A 19,013-nucleotide genomic window follows, 5' to 3' on the forward strand; every position below is an offset into this window, starting at 1 on the left:
GCAAGTTTTTACTTGTAGAGTTTTTAGTTCACAACGATGATGCGAATACCATCTTGAGTTTTATTATCGTCAATACTTTCTAGAATGTCATTGCGGTCATAATTCAGCCTAACATCTTCAATTCTTCGTAGACGTCCTCGACTACTGTAGTCAAACTCTGTATTCCCGATACGCTCAACGAGTCCATTGCGACGATATCGAAAATCAATATCATCAATGGCTCGGACACGGTTGCTACCGCTAAAGTATCTCAACCGAGCATCACCAATAGAACGAATTTCTCCGTTGGAATTGTAGTCTACCTCAGTGGTATAGTCCCGTGATTCGAGTTCAATCCGACCATCGCTATACACTTTAATCTTTGCTCCTGGCACGTTCACAAACGTGCCCAGTACATTGCCCTCTCTGTCTATATAGACGGCATTGAAACCTGCCTTCTCATGGTCTAGACCATCCTCCTCCTCAAAATCTACCAAAAATTCAACATCATCTTGAGTCTGTTTAGGAAAGTCAGCATTTACAACGGGTGCAGTCAGAGATAAACCTATGGTTGTCAATAATAGAGCAAGACTGAGGGACAACCTTCGTGAGGTAAGTATTTGAGCCATGATGCAGTTCCCCAAAAAGTACGAAAACATCTAATCAGAGCTATTAGCCTAGCGAAGGATTTGAAGATTGCCCTCCCATATCTGTACACCCTTAATTGGAGAAAACTTTAAACTAAGAGGAAACTTTAGTGCGAAATCATGGGTTTACTCAGCCACATAGAGGGCATTAGCGATTCATTGTATGAATGCAAGTAAACAGCCCCAGTTAGCACTAGCTTAAAAATCTGGGGCTAACTGGGGCTTATAAGTAGAGAGAAAATTTCCGAGGTCTATACTCAGTTAACAGTCATGGAAATGACTGTTTCCACAGTCTCTTGGGGAGCTACTGTAATCAGGGCATTTCCAGTATTTATGGCATTGCGAGGGCCACTCCAGGGCTCTAGACAGTAAAAGTCTTTTCCCTTCACAGTCCAGAAAACCAGAGTAGAATAGTTCTCGTCATAGGAGAGAGTTAGGGTGCTATCACCATCTTTAACGGTAGCCGTTTGTCCGGTGAGATTAATAAAGGCAAAGTCAATCTCTTCTTTGTCAAAGTCAAACTGACCATTGAAAGCAAAGACCTCAGGTGCTCCCTTAATTTTGTATTCGCTAGAGGGTAAATCAAAGATTAGCTTGGTTTTGTCAGCTACTGCAAAATAAGGGTGAGTGCCCGTAGAGAAGGGCATGGGCTGGTCAGACAGATTGGTATGGCGAAACCGTTGCTCTAGGGTGTTGCCCCTAAGGGTGTAGATATAGTCAAGCTGAAAGTCAAAGGGATAACTTGCACGAGTTTCATCATTGCTTTTCAGCGTGATAGTCAAGCTAGCGCCATCATCCGTGGACTGTTGCGTGACTTCCCAGGGCATGGTGCGACCAAAGCCATGCTGCTTGAGCTTGTAGGTCTCGCCTTTGAGGGTATAGGTATCGTCCACCAAGTTGCCACAGATGGGAAATAGCAATGGAATACCGCCCCGTACTGAGAGGCTGGGGTCCTTAAAGCGTTCTGCATCTAGATAAAATACGTCGTTACCGTTGACCTGCCAACTAGTGACGATACCGCCCCGTTCTGGTACTACAGCTACTTGAGAGTCACCATCAGTCAAAATATAGGTTAGATATTGCTGGTTTTCAGTAGTAATAGTACTCATAGTAGTTTCCTTAAGGCATTGCTGCTAAAACACTGCCATATGATGGCTGTTTCGCCATGCAATCTGCAATACCGCTATGGAATCTTTATAGCTTGCAGCAGCGGTTTTCTTTCGAACCTTACGCTAATATTCTGGCTGACTTGTATTGACTGTGGAGGTTTAAACCCCATGCCTATTGCCTATCCCCGCGATCTGATTGGCTATGGTCAAAATCCGCCCCATCCTCAATGGCCAAATAATGCTCGATTGGCTGTGCAGTTTGTCATCAACTATGAGGAAGGAGGTGAAAACTGTATCCTCCATGGCGATCCCGCATCTGAAGCTTTCCTGTCTGAAACGGTGGGAGCTGCGCCACTGCCAGGGGTACGTAATATCAATATGGAATCCATGTATGAGTACGGTAGCCGGGCTGGCTTTTGGCGATTGTATCGACTGTTTACCCAGCGCAACCTGCCAGTGACGGTCTATGCCGTAGCTATGGCCCTAGAGCGTCACCCTGATGCAGGTAAAGCCATGGTGGAGGCAGGCTGGGAAGTGGCGAGCCATGGTTATCGTTGGATTGATTATCAATATGTAGGGGAAGATACCGAGCGGGAGCATATTCGTAAAGCCATTGAAATCCATACCCAGGTCACGGGCAGCCGTCCCCTGGGGTTTTATCAAGGTCGTCTGAGCCCAAACACACGCCGGTTGGTGGTTGAAGAAGGCGGCTTTCTCTACGATGCCGATAGCTATGCCGATGACTTGCCTTATTGGAATTTAGATTACGGTCGCCCCCATCTGGTGATTCCTTATACCCTGGACAATAACGATATGCGGTTTGCCACCTATCAAGGGTTTAACTCGGGCGATCAGTTTTTCACCTATCTCAAGGATGCCTTTGATGTGTTGTATGCCGAGGGCGAAACCGCTCCCAAAATGATGAGTGTGGGATTACATTGTCGACTCTCAGGACGGCCTGGACGGGCAGCGGCCCTGGGGCGATTTTTGGACTATGTGAGCACCCATGAAGACGTGTGGGTTTGTCGACGGGTAGAGATTGCACGGCATTGGCATCAGAACCATATTGCGTAGGGGCGTTGCATGTAACGCCCCTACGCAGGGATAGGCAACGCCCCTACTTTTTGTAATATGGGGACCTACCCACTTCCTGAAATCAAGAATAGTATATTTGTATTGTCTAAAGTGCGGAGATGACACCCATGGGGATCCGAGACAGTTACGAGAATGGTGTATTTAGTTGGGTTGATCTGCTGACTAGCGATCAGGAAGCAGCGAAGCAGTTTTACACAGAGCTGTTTGCTTGGAAATTTCAAGATATGCCTGTGGATAATGGCAGTATTTACTCCATGGCATTTAAGAATGACCGGGCCGTAGCCGCGCTGTTTGCCATGGAGGATGGCACGCCACCCCATTGGCAGACCTATATCCACGTGAAGGATCTAGAGGGCGTGGTGCAAAGCTGGCAGGACCATGGTGGCACCGTTAAAATGCCGCCCTGCGACATTATGGACTCTGGTCGGATGGCCATGGTGCAAGATCCGACAGGTGCTTTTGTGGGTCTGTGGCAGCCTAAGGAGTTTATCGGTGCAGGTTTGGTGAATGAGGTGAATACCTTCTGTTGGGCTGAACTACAAACCCGAGGTGCTGACAAAGCGGCTGAGTTTTATCAGGCGATCTTTGGTTGGGATATTGAGGTGGATGATAAACCGCCGCACTATCTGACGGGCAGTGTGAAAGGTCGTCTTAACTGTGGCATGTTCGATATGGATAAGGCGAACTTACCGGCAGAGATTCCCTCTAACTGGGCGGTGTATTTTAATGTGGCTGATTTGGATGAGTCTCTAGCGGTGGTTAATCGTCTTGGGGGCAAAGCATTGATGGATCCGATCGATATTGAACCGGGGCGCTTTACAACAATTATGGATCCCCAGGGAGCGACGGTGGCGCTGATGCAGGTAAATGACCCGGATGACTGATCCTGTAGGGGCATTGCATGGGTAGGGGCATTGCATGCAATGTCCCTACAACCAATTTCCTACTAAAACATAGGGAGCCCAATAGCGCGGATGTTGTGTATCAGGATTTTGTATTAAAGCTAACTGTACTTGTCTTAATACATTTGCCTTGGTTGTGTTCTGTTGGCTCAGGATTTGGTAAAACTTCTCCATAAAGAGGGCACCTGTTTCATCATCCAGGTTCCACAATGATGCTAGGGTGCTGCGGGCACCAGCTTGGACAGCAACACCGGCCAGGCCTAGAGCTGCACGTTTATCTCCAGAAGCTGTCTCACAAGCGCTTAGCACCAGTAGTTCAATGGCATCTTGACGGGTTTGTTCACTATTGCGCAGTATCCGATTGAGGGTGTTGATTTTAATTGGGGTATCCCAGGCGAGGATGAACGTTTCTTCTGGATCAGAACTGAATTGACCGTGGGTTGCTAAGTGAACAATAGGAAAAGGGGTGTCATTAATTTCTTTTTCTAGAGCTGCTTGGGTAAAAGATTGGTCTAATAAAATCTGACCTGTTAGGTTCATTTGGATTCGCTCAATCTCAGTGCGAACTGATTCGAGGGGGCTAAAACCATGGCGAGATTCTGTCAGTCCAGCTGCGATCGCAGCTAATCTTTGTTCTGTCAGGGGTTGTGGATCCACCAGATTTAAACCCGGAGCCAGGGCTAAATTATACTTTTCTACTAGATAATTTTGGCCATCGTAGAGAACCGCCATCGGAATATTTCGCAGGGTTCCGTCTAGTACAAAAACAAGGGTTTCGATATTTGCCTCAGCCAAAGCGGTATCCACAGGTTTCAATAGCCAATCGTATAGCTGTTCTGAAATAGCCTGAGCCTCTTTGAGAGTATAGTTGTACGGTAGAACAATCTTATTGATCAGCTCTTCAGCTCTAGCGTCTAAATCAGCCTGGGATACAGGTGTTGAGCGATGCTGCAGGGGCTTATTGGGGAGTTTTAGAATAAGGTCTAACCGGTCAGGCAGGATGATTGGATAGAGTACTGCTGTGGGGTTAGTAGTCGCATCCACCAGCTGGTCAATTTGTTGTTGTACTGATAAACAAGGTTCTCGAAAAAAATTTTCTAATTCAGCTAGCTGCAGTAATTCGATAGCCTCACGGGCTTGAAAAAGATTTGTTTGACTAATTTCTGAAGTTTCAGATGACGGAGTCAGGAGTAAGTTAACTAATTCTCGATAAACCGGTTCTACCTTTTCACGAAAGTCATATTGAATATCAGGATTAATAGCGACCAGCTCATTACGTAGGGTCTGTAAGCTTTTAACGGCATTGCTATAGGTTGCGATCGCCATATCCAGCGTTCCTTGCTGTGCAAGTAGTCGTCCTAACTGCCATTGCCAACGATAGGCAATATCATCCGCCTGTATCGTCTGAGCAATTTTTAAGGCTTGTTCCAGGTAGCTTTGAGCATCAGATAATGATTGAGCTTGCATAGAGTATTCACCTAAGTAGCCCAGTGCATAGGATTCGGCTCGGCTATCCCCTAGCTTTTTGGACTGGTCCAGTGTCTGTTGGAGAAGAGAGGGAATGGTAGAAGACAAACCTTGATGTGAGAAATCGAGCAAACTACGAACTAAATCAAGTTGGGCATAGACACTCGTACGACTAATAGGCAGGTGGGTTAACTGGTTTTGAATATCAGCTAGTTCAGAATCAGTCACATCTGCCTGTCCAGTCTCAAAGCGAAGGGTAAGTCGAACCACACTCGCTTTGAGTGTCAGAGTAGGGGAAACTGCAAATGCTATAACTTGTTGATAATAGTCTAAGGCCTGGTCACTATGCCCCTGAGCCTGAGCAATGCGGCCTAGACTCAACCATGTTTGGGCAAGTTCCGCAGGAGCATCAAGTTTCTCAACAATATCAAGACTTGCTTGCAAAACGTGTTGAGCCTGGTCTATATCACCCGTAATCCGAAACAGTTCACCCATTTGACGAAACGTAGCAGCACGGAGTAAAGGTGAGGCCTGCTCAATTAATAAAGGTTCGAGATCAGTTAGATTTGTTAGGGCACGACGATAGAAACCCAATGCTTGCAAAGCCTGGGTTTGGTTGAGCTTACTACGCAAAATACCGTCTATGTTATTTGCAGTGGTATAAGCAGTCATTGCTTGTTGAAAGGCGTTTAGGGCGTTGGCAGGTTGGGAGCGTAGCAGCTGTAGATTTCCCTGATTTGTTAACGTCTGGCCTAAAACACTCCAGTAATTGGACTGGTTTTGAAGACCATCATCATTTAAAAGTTGTTGACTGGCACTAATGGCGATATCGGCTTCTGAAACATTACCAATTTGTTGGTAAGCCAGGGCAATATAGCTCAAGACACTGGCCTGACTGAGAACATTCCTTTGAGTAGCAAAGTATTGTGTAGCTTGTTGCCACACCTGGATAGCTGATTCATATTGAGCAGTTGCGTAGTACTGGCGACCTTGTTGGATATCCTGAGCGGGCAGTTGCTTAGTGAGTTGGTTAGATGTTGCTGTCGCTTGGGGATGGGAAGTCGAGGGTTCTACTGCCTTCACCATTTGTCCTGACCAGAAAAATCCTACCCCTAATATAGTTCCTAGAGATAAGCAAAAGTAGCTAAGTGAAATGACGATTGAGAGAACTATTTTAGAATAGCGATGTCGCAAATACCTGATCATGCCTCTGTTCCAGACTATGCTGTTAACTTATTTTGTTTGGTTTTCATCGATTTATGGTGTAGGACACAAACTGTTTGTGTGGGAAAATCGGGGGGTAGGGGCGATAACTTGAGCCATCAGTTCAACTTCCCCAACTTCATTAACAATCCAATTTTGAGCTTCAGTCAGACTAGGGGATGCCTTTACTATCGGTGTTTCTGGGGAAATATTATCATTGTTAGTCGTAGTACTGGCAGGCAATTGGTCATCTTCGTAGGTTTCTAAATCAATTAAGCCAATGGCTTCGCTGACGACCTCGCTGGGGATAGGAGGGACACCTCCTCGACCAGTAACAACGAAAGCATTTTGACCACTGTCGGCTAGACAACGTTGAGCAATCTGGTTGCTCTGATCAGCTAGATTACTGGGAAGTTCGAGGAGACCTTGATCGGGATCAACACCCAGGGTATTGACAACAACTTCCCCCTGACTATTTACTGATGGATTTCCTTGGGAAATAGCGGTAATGTCACTGGAGGGCAATCGTCTTGGGTCGAGTTCTGTTGGTTCATTAGTACCCAGCAAAGTTTGAAGATCTTCACGGCTGCGGAGGGTAAAGCCAATCACGTCCTGGGCATTGATTTCAACACGACCACCATTGCCATCGAAAGCATTAGCGATAATGTCGCTGTTTTCGTCAGGAACAGCGAAAACAATTGGAGCATTAATTATAATGTCACCACCATCACCACCAGACTGAGCTGTGCCAGCGGTAGTAGAAATGAAGCTGTTATCTCGCATAACCAATAAATCATCAATGTTGAGTGTAATATCTCCCCCTTGCGTGCTAAAGGTTTCTGCAAAAAGGCTGGCTTGATTTTCAAGTCTCAACAGACCTGTTCTAACATTAATATCTCCACCAATACCATCACCTTGACTACTGACGGATAACCGTGAGCCATCCTGTAGAACAACCTGATCTGGAACATCGAGTATAATATCTCCAGCATTGCCAAGACCATCGGCTGATACTGCTACTTGACCTGCATTCTGAATACTTAATTGAGGTGTCTTGATGGTGGTATTACCAGCTGTTCCATCACCTCGAGTCTGAGCTGAAATGCCACTATTCACCAAGAAATTTTCCACCTTAGAAACTTGTAGAGTATAGTTTCCACTAGTACGAAGCGCTCTTTCTCTATTAGCGCCTTCAAAGAATTCACTGACACGAATAAAATATTGCCCAGGCTCATTGAAAATGTAGGTTAAATACGCGTCATCTTGACTAACACTGCCATCAGCCCCTAACCGCTGAGAAGCATCATTACTAGCTGCTAATAAATTTATCTGGCTATCAAAAAGAGATAAGGCCGTATTCAACGGTTCTTCCTGTGACTCAACATTATCAATATCGAAAGTCAATTGAGTACCTGCGGATTTAACTGTGAAGCTATAGATATCGTAGGTGTCATTACCAGATTGACCTAATATCGAGACATAGGGAATCTCTGTTGAGAACTCCACATCGGGATTAGCATTCACTGAAGAATCTAAGGAGAAGAAATCATCAATATTTTGTGCGTCTTGAAGTTTTTCCTGTAAGGCTTGAATGATCTCAGCTACCTCTTCAGGTGACTCAAACCCTAGTGGAAAATCGAAAAAGGAAATGTCAGTTTCCTGCTCATTCACAACTGGTCCCAACAGCCCCCCTTGGGAACTGCCATCAGAAAGAGTTCCAACACCAGATATATTTATTCGATCAGCTGACTGAAGCATGATTGGGCCACCATCACCTACTGCTCCTAGAGCGACTGCAGTACTAATGACGCTATTGCCGTTGACTTCAATTGGACCCTCAGCTTGAAGCAAAATTTTGCCAGCATCTCCTTGCCCTGCTGTCAGACTGAACAGACTGCTATCTTCTAGAGAGATAAGGCTGTCTGCATTAACTGTAATATCTCCAGCATTTCCAACGCCAAATGTAGTGGTGTTCAGGAGAGAAAAGTTACTGAACTCCACAGACTCTGCCGTAATAGAAATATTGCTCTCTTTTAATTGGGACGCTTCAGCCTCAGACTCTAGACCTGTAATAACGCGACTACCATCAAATAAAGCTGGTCCACGAGAATTGACAATAATACTTCCAGGATCACCCAGACCAACAATACTAGCATTTATATCCGTATTGATAAGCTGTACAGAATTGGCGTCAATCATAATATCCCCACCATTCCCGTCGCCGACAGCGATATTACTCAACATTAAAGCGTCTATAAGAGAAACTTCTCCAGCACTACTACTCAGAGAGATTGCCCCACTAGCTGCTGAAGCAATGACTCCCTCGGTTATGTCTATACCCCCAGGTGTAGGCGCAACTGCCGATGAGTCGATGCTCCCAGCTATTAAAGCATTCCTTGCATTGAGCGTAATATCTCCTCCTGCTGTAGCTTCTCTAAAATTACCTAATCCGGTTTCGTCTACGCTTAGATCGACATCTACAGATGAAGTTAGATTTGCGGTAGCCAGGTTATCTCCTGCATTCAGAAGAATTGGCCCCCCTCGTCCATCCACCTGAATATCGCCAGCCTCGCTACCCCCTAAAACAATTGGAAGGATAACTGTATTTGCAAATGAGCTGACATCCCCAGTACTTAGGTCCCCTGATGTATCAACAGTGATTGTGCCCCCCTTTATCGTGGCACTTAAATCTCCAGTTCTACCAGGATCTACTTGTACTGTTCTCGCTACAGCCGCTTGTGCGAGTGGAATAGCAATCCCATTTGCAGATGAATTTAACTCCCTGGTCAAAAGAGAGTCTGAGTTTACCTTAATATCCCCCCCAAGGGCTACAGTACTCACATTTCCTGAGTCACCTACATTGGCAAACCTAAACGAAAAATCATCTTCTTGTGACACTACTCTTGAAGATGTAAATGCAAATGCATCTGCAAAAGCCTCTATGTCTCCAATAGTGATGAATGAGTTTGTAGCGTTAAGTGTAATGTCACCCCCTACTGTCACTGTAATAGCATCACCAGTATTACCAGAAAAACCGAATGTACCAGCATATCCTCTTGCTTCAGTTTCAGATATAGAATCTGCTTCAGCTGATGAATTCAAATTTCCGAGTATGAGAGAGCTTTCTGTAACAAGATTAATAGTGCCTCCTGAGGCTTCTGCAGTGGTATTTCCCACATCACCAGCAAATGCTACCGCCAAAATTGGTGAAAGACCAAACGGATTGTTATTTGTAAACGCATTTGCACGTGCTAAGGCAGTAGCGTCTGCAGATGTATTTAGACTATTTGCTGACAATGGACCTTTTAAATTGAGAGAAATCTCCCCGCCTTCTGCCACAGCTCTAACATCTTTAATTTCGCCTGCAGTTGCTGATCGCAAAAAACTTCTTACACTTGCGTCTGCAATGACATTAACAGTGGCTGATGTATTTAGATCAGCCATAGTCAAGGTATTACCCACATCAGCCGTAATCTCTCCTCCAGTTACTAAGGCGCTAGCTCCATTTGCAATTCTATCTCCGGGGATACCATCCGTAATGTTCACATCTACACGAGCAGACGTGTTTAGCTCCTGAGTGATAGCATTTCTATTCGTGATCAAAGTAATTGAGCCACCAATGGCTTCTATTTCTGCATTACTAACAACTGGTAAGAAAAAACTACCAACCCGCACAATGGCACCAGCTTTCATATCTCCTGTTAGTTCAATATCTCCCCGCGAATCAAGTACAATATTTCCTCCTTGAATTTGCAGGTTGATCATTCCATTAGTCGATTGTGACACTTCTGTTGTAAGGCTGGTATCAATACTCCCTACTTGAATGTCTCCACCTGGCAATGTCGTATCCGGCTGCAATTGATTGGTTAAAAACACCAATCCCCCTGGGTTTGCTATATTTCCTAAAGTAATATCTGCACGGCTCCCTATACCATTAGGATTTGGAATATCAGGTATAAAGCCTGCCGTATTGCCTATAATACTTGGCACTGCAAAGGCTGTTGTTCCAGCTCTAATATCAACGGTAGGTTGAGTACTACCATCAATTTCCAGCATAGTTTCACTATCGGACAACGTCACCAGTGCCTGAATAGAATTTATAGCATCTGGACCTGTGATGATTATTTCCCCTGGGATTGTCACACTTCCACCGGCTAGAATATGTAATGAAGCGCCTTCATAACTTTCAAACTCAACATCACCACTAGCACGAATAATTGGATCATAGGGGCTAACTAATTGTCCAAGCTGTTTATCCAGTTGTTCGACTCGGAAATTTCCTCCACTCCAATAATGTGCATCCCCACTAACAGGATTAATACTTCGCAGGACCATGTCTCCGCCTGAAAACATGCCACTCTCGGCATGATTCAAGGCAAAAATATCAACGGTCTGATTTCCCTGCAATAATAATTGTTCTCCAGCTGCTGCGATAAATGGATTAACCTCATTATCTCGAATTTGCAAAATATCCTGGGCATGTAGGGAGAGGTTTTCATCTGCCCAAACCTCTCCCTGTAAGTCAAGAGTATCCGATGCTAAAGTTAAGTCTTGTCCAACGGAGAGTTTTCCCTGGTTGCTAATAGTTGTGCCTGATTGAATTGTTCCATATTGTACTCCTGGCGCAATGTGAACAGTCAGCAGTGGAGCTTCTTCCGGGCTGACGGCACTAAAAGTTAACCCTTCTCCCAGTTGAAAGTCATCAGCTGTGCTGACAACAAATGATCCTGGGATATCCAATTCAGCATTGGGGCCAAACATAATCCCATTGGGATTAATCAAAAACAAATCAGCTGTTCCCAAAACGCCCATTACCCCATTAATATCAGACGGGCTCTGACCTGTAACTCGACTGAGAATGGTTGCAATGTCACTCGGATTTGCAAAGTAAACTTGCTGCCCAGCTTCGATATTAAATTCAGAAAAACTGTGAAACAGATTTACCCCACGGGTAGCTCCTCCCTCAATCAGATCCACAGGCTCCCCATCAATATCGACATTGGGAACCACCACAGAATTTTCTATACCTAAGGTGTCATCCGGTAGTAGTTGGGCTAAGCCAACTTGAGGCCAAATGGCCGTAACACTGGTCAATGTCACAAAACTCAACAGCCATGATGCTTGAAAATGAGATTTTATGTGTCTCATCATGATTGTGCGTCTATAAATGCGGAAGGACATGGACAAAACTGATTGAGTAGCTAGTTATTTAGAAACAACTTCACCTTGATATAACTCATTAGGCAAAAGATCAGAACCTGCCGCTTTGCCAGCTTAGACCGCCCGATGTAGTAGATATTCATACCTTATAATCCTATAGCACTCTTCTGCTAGTCGAGCATGTAGTTTGATTTTCGTAACCCAAATCGATTCATAGCTAGGTGATAGATGCTAATGCAAGTGAGACTTTGAGCAATCAGTAGCTAAAATCTCACAATTTCATTTGGTTACTAGGCGAAGGCAAATTGATTCGGATCAGATAGATTCAGGCTAGAAGCACTCACCCCTTCAATAATGCTAATCAGGTCACCGACAAAGTAGATGCCACTGCCTGAAAAGTCTCCGACTGTTACGTTAGAAATTGAGTAATATGACCTGCTACCTGCCAATTGAATTTTGTCTATCGATTGTTCATCAGCATAATTATAGATATCAAAATCGCGAATCACAGCGTAATCGATATCGCCGTTGTCGTTGTAGTAGACACTTCCGTAGGCACCTAAGATAAATATATCCTGATCATTGTTACTGCCACTGTAGAGGATGTCACGTTCATTATTACCCTGACTACTGGTGCCTACACCCACCAGAATATCATTGTCTAAACCTCCGATAAGGGTATCATTGCCATCACCACCATAGAGCTGGTCATTACCGCTGCCACCGTTTAAATGATCGCTGCCAGTACCAGCCCTAATAATATCGTTGCCACCCCAGGCATAGAGGCGGTCATGCCCTCCTCTCCCATACAAAGCATTGTTGAAGTTATTGCCAATAATACTATTGTTAAGGTCGTTACCTTGACCGCTAAAGGCAGTCCCCATTAAGGTCAAATTTTCTACGTTATTCCCCAACGAGTAGTTAACTGTAGAGTAGATTTTGTCTACTTCTTCAACGGAGCTATTATATTCATAGACTACATCACCCGGATCATCTACCCTGTAAGTGTCATGACCATTTCCCCCATACATGTAGTCGGCTCCCTGTCCACCGTCTAGATGGTTGTTATATGGGTTGCCAACAATAGTGTTACGAAGGTTATTTCCAGTCCCCCTATAGGCATGGTCTAGTAAATCTAACCGTTCAATATTGTCGGGTAAAGTATAGCTAATGTAGGATTGAACACGGTCATTTCCCTGATCGGAAGATTCAATGACTTGATCCCTGTAGTCATCGACAATATATCTATCATCGCCTTGACCACCATGCATTTCATCTATACCAGAACCTCCATCTAGTAAGTCATTCCCTCCTCCCCCATAGAGGATATCGTTATCTACTTCACCGTAGAGACGGTCAGGTTTTGGACCACCAGTTAATCTATCATCACCTGCTCCTCCGTAGATTCTCCACTGTTCCCACCATCGGATAGGCCATATGCCAGATTTACGGGCAGTTATAACATCATTAGAGTTAAGTCCATAGCGTCTTTGAACCATTGTGATATCTCCTTGCTATACTTATCAATTTGATTTGAATATAAGAAACGAGGTCCAACAGAAATTAGCAGAGGCATCAACCTCAGCTAAGAAATATTGACTAGCTGGAGAATCAGGAGTCAGAAGCCAGAAATCATTAAGGCTATTTATTCTGGCTTTTGACTCCTGAATTCCATCCTGGGGAAAACGTCTCACTTTGAATTGCTATTCATTAGCAGTTGATAAAGGTAGGAAGTAAAAAACTTCCTGAAAATTAAGCAACCGAAACAAAGTCTGCGATCGCAGAGAAATTGGTTGTATCCTGTAAAATTGCCAATTTATCGTTTGTCCCGGCGAAGCTAATTACAGTATCCGGTGCGGAACTCCCTAAAACATTTTGCTGAGTAACAGAATAATCATTTCGGGAACCAAGGATTTGTAGCTTATCACCTTCACCTCGATTGAAGTCCTCAATGATAGCGTATCCATCTAAACGAGTTATATCGCCAATGTTCACAGTCAAAGAACCCAGCATAGTGGTAACTTGATATGGCAACTTGTGAGCATTGATCAGATCGGTCTTTGCGGTTGATACTGTTGAGATCAAGCCCTGGTTACCAAAAGTGCCTTTATAAAAAGCACCCACATTGGGGAGCCAAACAAATTCACTTATGGGTGATTCACCTAAAATAAACAGATCTGCCCCGCTGCCGCCAGCCAGCCGATCAATTTCTAACATGCCACGACCATAGCCGTGCAAGATGTCATCGCCATCACCACCACTGAGGATGTCGTTACCCGCTAATCCGAGTAAGGTATCTTTACCCTGCTGGCCATAGAGTTTATCGTGTCCATCTTCACCGTTTAGAAAGTCATCTTCTGTATAACCATAGGCTGTGTCATTACCGTCACCCCCATAGATTGTGTCATTGCCATCATCTCCCCAAAAGGTATCATCCCCTTGGTAGCCGTAGAGGATATCATTGCCTGCCACTCCCTTGATGGAGTTGTTCTCACTATTACCAAAAATAGTGTTATTCAGATTATTACCCCAACCTTGAATCACGGTGCCAGTAATTCTTAGATCTTCCAGGTGAGCCCCTAAGGTGTAATTAACTGATGAAATCACCCCATCATGACCATTTCCAACAGATTCAATGACGACATCATCTAGATGATCAACATAATAGGCATCATTACCTTCACCACCAAACATATGGTCAATGCCCAAACCACCATTTAAAATATCATTACCATCCCCAGCGGAGATGTAATCATTGCCAATCTCACCAAATATGTAGTCATTGTCATTTCCAGCAGAGATATAGTCATCACCCTCCCCACCATAAATAGTGTCATTTCCAGCAAAAGAATATATTTCATCGTTTCCACTTCTACCTTCAATACGGTTGCGAGCGCTATTACCGCGTATTGTGTCGTTACCGCTGCCTCCAATTGCATTTTCAATAGTTACACCATAAGCAATGGCCAAATTGTTTCTTTCCTTGGTGCCATATAGATAAGACCCAATTGAGCTAAAACTGCCTGCCCTTAAGTCAAGAATTGAGCGCCGAGTTTGGTTGGAAACATCAATAGTGTCAACTCCACCACCATCCCAGATAGTTTCAATAAACGATTCATTCAATCCCCAGGAATAGGTAGTGTCATCAGCATTGTGATTCCAATTCGCACCATACAGAGCTTGAAGCGCAGCAATGTCATAAAGCATCAAGGTTCTAGGTTGAAACCCTGGCATATTTGGATGTCCCATGTAGGACATTAATGTATATTTGTTATTGTCTTGCCAAGCGCCCAGTGTGCGGTCATTCATTCCTCGGTTACGTCTCTCATCTCGCTCAGTGTATTGGTTTCCTGGATTACGGCCTATGGTGACATCATTAAAGCCTCCCACTGCATGGCCCAACTCGTGTAGGACAATGTTATATCCTCTTGTGCCGGGGGTAAGTGCTGTATTACCTCTATCAATGACGACTGTTGCACCAGAATCTCTAGGTCTTGTTGCTAAACCACCCGCTCCCTCCGTATCCTGGATCTCACCATCACCGTTCCAGTCATAAAAGGTTTCAGCGTATCCCAGTTGCAGAGTGCCATCATTGTCAACCGCTTGGAATTTTATATTGGCAACTTCTTCATAATGTGCCAAGGCACTTCGAATGGCCTCCTGTTGCTCATCTGAGAAAGTGGCAAAGTCTCTATACCGATCTTCATCAAGGTCGTCGAGATTGTCACCTATGAAGCTATAGGTAATGGTGGCTCCATCACCCATGTCATCTTTATTACCGACTGAACCATTATTATTCCAGTGAATACCATCCTTGTGTAGCAACGCCTCAATATAGCTAGCAAACATTGTTTTGACCTCAAAATTGTCTTCTCAAGCAAGCTTCTTGATAGATTCTCTTCCAAAGAAAACTCACTTTTGATGACTTATCAGGCACTCTGGAAGGAGTTGTGCAGCGATTTACAAAAGTAAATAATTTACTTCTAGGAAGCTTTTATTCACAGGAAAAAGCTTTGGCAGACAATTTTCTGCCTGCCAAACAACCAAGAATTTTCTCTTTTTCGCAAGAAGATCTCGTCTAAAGGAAACCGTTTCACCCTATTTTATGACTGGATCAACAGGTGCAGAGTATGGAATTCCAGTGAAATCTGCCCAAGATAGAGTGACATCTTGAACAATGGCAATCAAATCACCCTTGTAAGAAATGGTGGTGTCTAAAACGTTATTGCCAGTGCGATCGGTTATTCCCAAGGTGTAATGATGGTTGTAACCACCAAATTCAAACGTATCATTCTCCAGTTGATTAAAGTCTGTGATCAGGGCATAACCTCCTCCTCTATAAAAAACGCCATCATCGCCAAACATAGGATTGAAATCACTGTCACCGATGACAAAGGTATCACTCCCTGGGCCACCTTCTAAAAAATCGAACTCTACCTGTCCAGAGAATCCACCTCCTACAAGCCGATCGTTACCACCTTTGCCAATTAGATAATCTGAGCCAGATCTTCCTCCAAGAATATTATTTTGGTTATTTCCCTCAAGGGTATTGTTAAGCTCATTGCCACTACCAAGAACTGCATTTCCAGTCAATTTAAGGTTTTCGACATAGTCGGGCAAAACATAGTTAATAGTAGAAATGACAGTGTCTGTTCCATGAAATTCACCATTGGGGCCAACGGATTCATTAACGAAATCCTTGGAATTATCAACATAAAAAATGTCATTACCTAGATGTCCGTACATTGAATCTTCACCAAGACCGCCAAAGAGCTGATCATTCCCTTCTCCACCAAACAGGTTATCATTCTCATTCTCTCCATAGAGTCGATCATTCCCCTCGTCACCAGAGAGATGATCAACCCCATCGCCACCATATATAACATCGTTTCCCTTTTTGCCTGAGAGAAAATCATTGCCAGCTTTTCCATATAAAGCGTTATGCTTGGAATTACCATCAATAAAGTTAGACAGGTTATTGCCAATACCCTTATAGGCTGCTCCTATTAACTCTAAGCGCTCTACATAATGAGGCAAGGTATAGTTGACATAAGCTCTAACTTTATCGGATCCTTGGTTAGCAGATTCAATCACTTGATCCATCAAGTGATCGACAATGTAAGTGTCATTTCCTTCACCACCATACAGTTTGTCTACACCAGAACCGCCATCTAGTAGATCACTATCACCGCCACCGTAGAGCGTATCATTATCTTCTTCACCGTAGATAAAGTCATTATTTTCACCACCAATTAGTAAATCATCACCTTCTCTGCCATACATTTTCCAGGTTTCCCACCATAGTCCCCAGCCAGATTTAGAAGCTTTTTTTACGTTATCGCGATTGTTGCCAACGTATAATTCAACCATTTTGATGTCTCCTTAGAACAGACTTGTTCTATTGAAATGTGTTCAATCAGCTCAAACTTTTCTACTGTTTAAGCCTTATGCAATAAGAGATTTAATTGATGCCAGTGTTAAAGTTCAAACCTTCACTTTCCCAGCGAAAGAGTTTTCTGACACTGATGTTGATTTGTCAGCACCTTGCCCAAGCTTTATTTATTAATTTACAAAAGTAAACATTCTGAGCGATCACTGGAAACCTTGCACTCAGAGCCTCTATCAAATTTTTACTTTTTTGGAGATTTACTTCGATCTTTTGCATAATGAACATGCTCCTGACTGAAAGGTTACAGGGAGCTTGTTTAGTTCCCATGCCCCTAAATTGGTAAGCACTGCCGATGAATGATCTTCAGGAACAAGTTCAAATACTAATTGCTGAGGCCTGCCGCCATCCCATAGGTAGTCTTCAGCGGCAAAAGCATCTGACTAAAATTATTCATCTGATTTCTAATCGGTTGTGGCACGAAAACACGTCTTATTATCAAGATGCGTTACAGCAGACCTGGATGTACTTTTGTCAGAATCTGTGTGAAGGCAAAACGGGAAATGTCTACGATCCTAAAAAAGCATCAGTCATTACCTGGCTAAATGCTTATCTCAAAAGGCGTTTGCAAGATGGATATATTGATGTTCAGAAGCAACGGGCCAGGACATTAAATCATTTATCGTCAGGAACAGACTCTGTCACTCAATCCACTGATCCTGTCGATAGACTGGCTGCTCAACCTGATATTCCACCTTTATTAGCCGAGATCAGAGCCTGGGCAAAGTCAGATCCAGGTCGGAAATTAACTCGGATTCATCTTACCAATCATCCTCACATTACTTGTCAGTTACTGATTTTGAAGCGTCTGCCTCCAGAAACTCCCTGGAAAGAACTAGCAACAGAATTTGGCGTTACCATTAGTACGCTCAGTAGTTTCTACCAGCGCAAGTGCATGCCACTATTGTGCGAATTTGCTAAATCACAAGGTTATTTGTAAGGCAGTTATCACATCAGGCTACTTAGGAGAAATAGACGATGAGTAATCCGTTAGGCAAGGGCAAATTCTCAGGGCTTCAACTCCCTATTCCAGAAATGGCGCGTTGCATTGCTCGACAATTTGCGGAAGTGCAACCCACATCAGAGAAGATAAAACAAGTGCAACTCAATACACTGGCTGTTTGGGTAACCCATGATTATTGTCAGATGATGGGAATTCCGACAGATCTTGAACAGAGTTATAGTTGGAATCCTGTTATGCGAATAATGGCAAATGTAGCCGATTTATCTTTACCAGGCATTGGAAAACTAGAGTGTCGTCCAGTTAGCATGACGGCTCAAACCTGTTTTGTCCCTCCTGAAGTTTGGAACTTACGGGTAGGATACGTTGTGGTTGAAATTGATGAGCAACTGCAGACTGCACAGTTGCTAGGGTTTACTTCCGTTGCAACTCAGGAAGAAATACCGCTGTCTGAGCTCAATACCCTTGAATCATTATTAGAGCACTTACACCATTTAAAGCAGTCCAAGGCAGTGAAATCATCTGACATGCCAGAAGCGGATGTGTCAGATGTCGCTGGCACTATTGTTAATTTAAGCCGATGGTTCGAGCAGACCTTTGACATAGGTTGGCAATCAGTGGGCACGCTACTTAACTCTGATCGTCTATCATTGGCCTACGGATTTAGACAGTCTGATGTAGATACGTTCGCTGATGTTACATCCACTGAAACTGAGGGGGATGTAAGACGGGCAAAGCTGATCGATTTAGTGGTACAGCTAGGTAGCCAGAAGATTGTGCTGGTGGTGGAGTTAAAAGCAGAAACATCTGGTAAAACTTGTATAAGTTTACAGGTTTACCCTGCTGGAGAAAATCCTTATCTACCCTCTGATCTTGAATTGGCCGTATTAGAACCATCAGGTATTGTATTTATGGATGCCCAATCTAGACAAACGGATGAATGTGTTCAGTTAAAGTTCAATGGTACATCTGGTGAGCACTTTAAGGTTCGCATTCGTCTTGATGAGGCCCACTATGCTGAAGAATTTGTTGTTTGATGCAGGC

At 43.9% G+C, this 19,013-nt stretch carries 11 protein-coding genes; 4 read left to right on the plus strand and 7 right to left on the minus strand.

Going from position 1 to position 19,013, the window contains the following annotated elements; genetic code table 11:
- Window positions 1-23: 23 nt before the first annotated feature.
- Both IXB50_RS12450 and IXB50_RS12455 read right to left on the minus strand, forming a co-directional pair.
- A complete protein-coding gene (locus IXB50_RS12450; RefSeq protein ID WP_215609295.1) occupies window positions 24-608 on the minus strand; it encodes a hypothetical protein in 585 nt (194 codons plus the stop codon).
- 275 nt (window positions 609-883) lie between these two features.
- Window positions 884-1,735, minus strand: coding sequence for an aldose epimerase family protein (locus IXB50_RS12455; RefSeq protein ID WP_215609296.1), 852 nt, complete (start codon window positions 1,733-1,735; stop codon window positions 884-886).
- A gap of 168 nt (window positions 1,736-1,903) precedes the next feature.
- On the opposite strand from IXB50_RS12455, the gene puuE reads away from it, so the two are divergent.
- Both puuE and IXB50_RS12465 read left to right on the plus strand, forming a co-directional pair.
- Window positions 1,904-2,809, plus strand: coding sequence for an allantoinase PuuE (gene puuE / locus IXB50_RS12460; RefSeq protein ID WP_215609297.1), 906 nt, complete (start codon window positions 1,904-1,906; stop codon window positions 2,807-2,809).
- 128 nt (window positions 2,810-2,937) lie between these two features.
- Window positions 2,938-3,714: a VOC family protein gene (locus IXB50_RS12465; protein WP_215609298.1), complete on the plus strand. Its 777-nt coding sequence runs from the start codon at window positions 2,938-2,940 to the stop codon at window positions 3,712-3,714.
- A gap of 45 nt (window positions 3,715-3,759) precedes the next feature.
- Here IXB50_RS12465 and IXB50_RS12470 read toward each other — a convergent pair whose 3' ends face one another.
- From IXB50_RS12470 to IXB50_RS12490, 5 genes are all read right to left on the minus strand, one after another.
- Window positions 3,760-6,285: a CHAT domain-containing protein gene (locus tag IXB50_RS12470; protein WP_246564457.1), complete on the minus strand. Its 2,526-nt coding sequence runs from the start codon at window positions 6,283-6,285 to the stop codon at window positions 3,760-3,762.
- Window positions 6,286-6,456: 171 nt separating this feature from the next.
- Window positions 6,457-11,553, minus strand: coding sequence for a two-partner secretion domain-containing protein (locus tag IXB50_RS12475; protein ID WP_215609300.1), 5,097 nt, complete (start codon window positions 11,551-11,553; stop codon window positions 6,457-6,459).
- Between the two features lie 299 nt (window positions 11,554-11,852).
- Window positions 11,853-13,061 (minus strand): calcium-binding protein, encoded by a 1,209-nt coding sequence (locus tag IXB50_RS12480; RefSeq protein WP_215609301.1) that lies wholly within the window; start codon window positions 13,059-13,061, stop codon window positions 11,853-11,855.
- A gap of 253 nt (window positions 13,062-13,314) precedes the next feature.
- Window positions 13,315-15,411: a M10 family metallopeptidase C-terminal domain-containing protein gene (locus IXB50_RS12485; RefSeq protein ID WP_215609302.1), complete on the minus strand. Its 2,097-nt coding sequence runs from the start codon at window positions 15,409-15,411 to the stop codon at window positions 13,315-13,317.
- A 249-nt stretch (window positions 15,412-15,660) separates the two neighbouring features.
- The gene (locus tag IXB50_RS12490; RefSeq protein WP_215609303.1) at window positions 15,661-16,932 is read right to left on the minus strand and encodes a calcium-binding protein; all 1,272 of its coding nucleotides are present in this window, start codon (window positions 16,930-16,932) and stop codon (window positions 15,661-15,663) included.
- Window positions 16,933-17,303: 371 nt separating this feature from the next.
- Between IXB50_RS12490 and IXB50_RS12495 the strand changes: the two genes are divergently transcribed.
- Window positions 17,304-17,948: a sigma-70 family RNA polymerase sigma factor gene (locus IXB50_RS12495; protein WP_215609304.1), complete on the plus strand. Its 645-nt coding sequence runs from the start codon at window positions 17,304-17,306 to the stop codon at window positions 17,946-17,948.
- A 38-nt stretch (window positions 17,949-17,986) separates the two neighbouring features.
- Window positions 17,987-19,006 (plus strand): DUF1822 family protein, encoded by a 1,020-nt coding sequence (locus tag IXB50_RS12500; protein ID WP_215609305.1) that lies wholly within the window; start codon window positions 17,987-17,989, stop codon window positions 19,004-19,006.
- The last annotated feature ends 7 nt before the right edge of the window (window positions 19,007-19,013 follow it).

This window comes from Leptothoe spongobia TAU-MAC 1115 (assembly GCF_018739885.1).
Taxonomy (GTDB): domain Bacteria; phylum Cyanobacteriota; class Cyanobacteriia; order Phormidesmidales; family Phormidesmidaceae; genus Leptothoe; species Leptothoe spongobia.

Excerpts from the sequence above, each read along its gene's own strand:
- IXB50_RS12450 (WP_215609295.1), bottom strand. The coding sequence starts at position 608 with ATGGCTCAAATACTTACCTCACGAAGGTTGTCCCTCAGTCTTGCTCTA.
- IXB50_RS12455 (WP_215609296.1), bottom strand. The coding sequence starts at position 1,735 with ATGAGTACTATTACTACTGAAAACCAGCAATATCTAACCTATATTTTG.
- puuE (WP_215609297.1), top strand. The coding sequence starts at position 1,904 with ATGCCTATTGCCTATCCCCGCGATCTGATTGGCTATGGTCAAAATCCG.
- IXB50_RS12465 (WP_215609298.1), top strand. The coding sequence starts at position 2,938 with ATGGGGATCCGAGACAGTTACGAGAATGGTGTATTTAGTTGGGTTGAT.
- IXB50_RS12470 (WP_246564457.1), bottom strand. The coding sequence starts at position 6,285 with ATGGTGAAGGCAGTAGAACCCTCGACTTCCCATCCCCAAGCGACAGCA.
- IXB50_RS12475 (WP_215609300.1), bottom strand. The coding sequence starts at position 11,553 with ATGATGAGACACATAAAATCTCATTTTCAAGCATCATGGCTGTTGAGT.
- IXB50_RS12480 (WP_215609301.1), bottom strand. The coding sequence starts at position 13,061 with ATGGTTCAAAGACGCTATGGACTTAACTCTAATGATGTTATAACTGCC.
- IXB50_RS12485 (WP_215609302.1), bottom strand. The coding sequence starts at position 15,411 with ATGTTTGCTAGCTATATTGAGGCGTTGCTACACAAGGATGGTATTCAC.
- IXB50_RS12490 (WP_215609303.1), bottom strand. The coding sequence starts at position 16,932 with ATGGTTGAATTATACGTTGGCAACAATCGCGATAACGTAAAAAAAGCT.
- IXB50_RS12495 (WP_215609304.1), top strand. The coding sequence starts at position 17,304 with ATGAATGATCTTCAGGAACAAGTTCAAATACTAATTGCTGAGGCCTGC.
- IXB50_RS12500 (WP_215609305.1), top strand. The coding sequence starts at position 17,987 with ATGAGTAATCCGTTAGGCAAGGGCAAATTCTCAGGGCTTCAACTCCCT.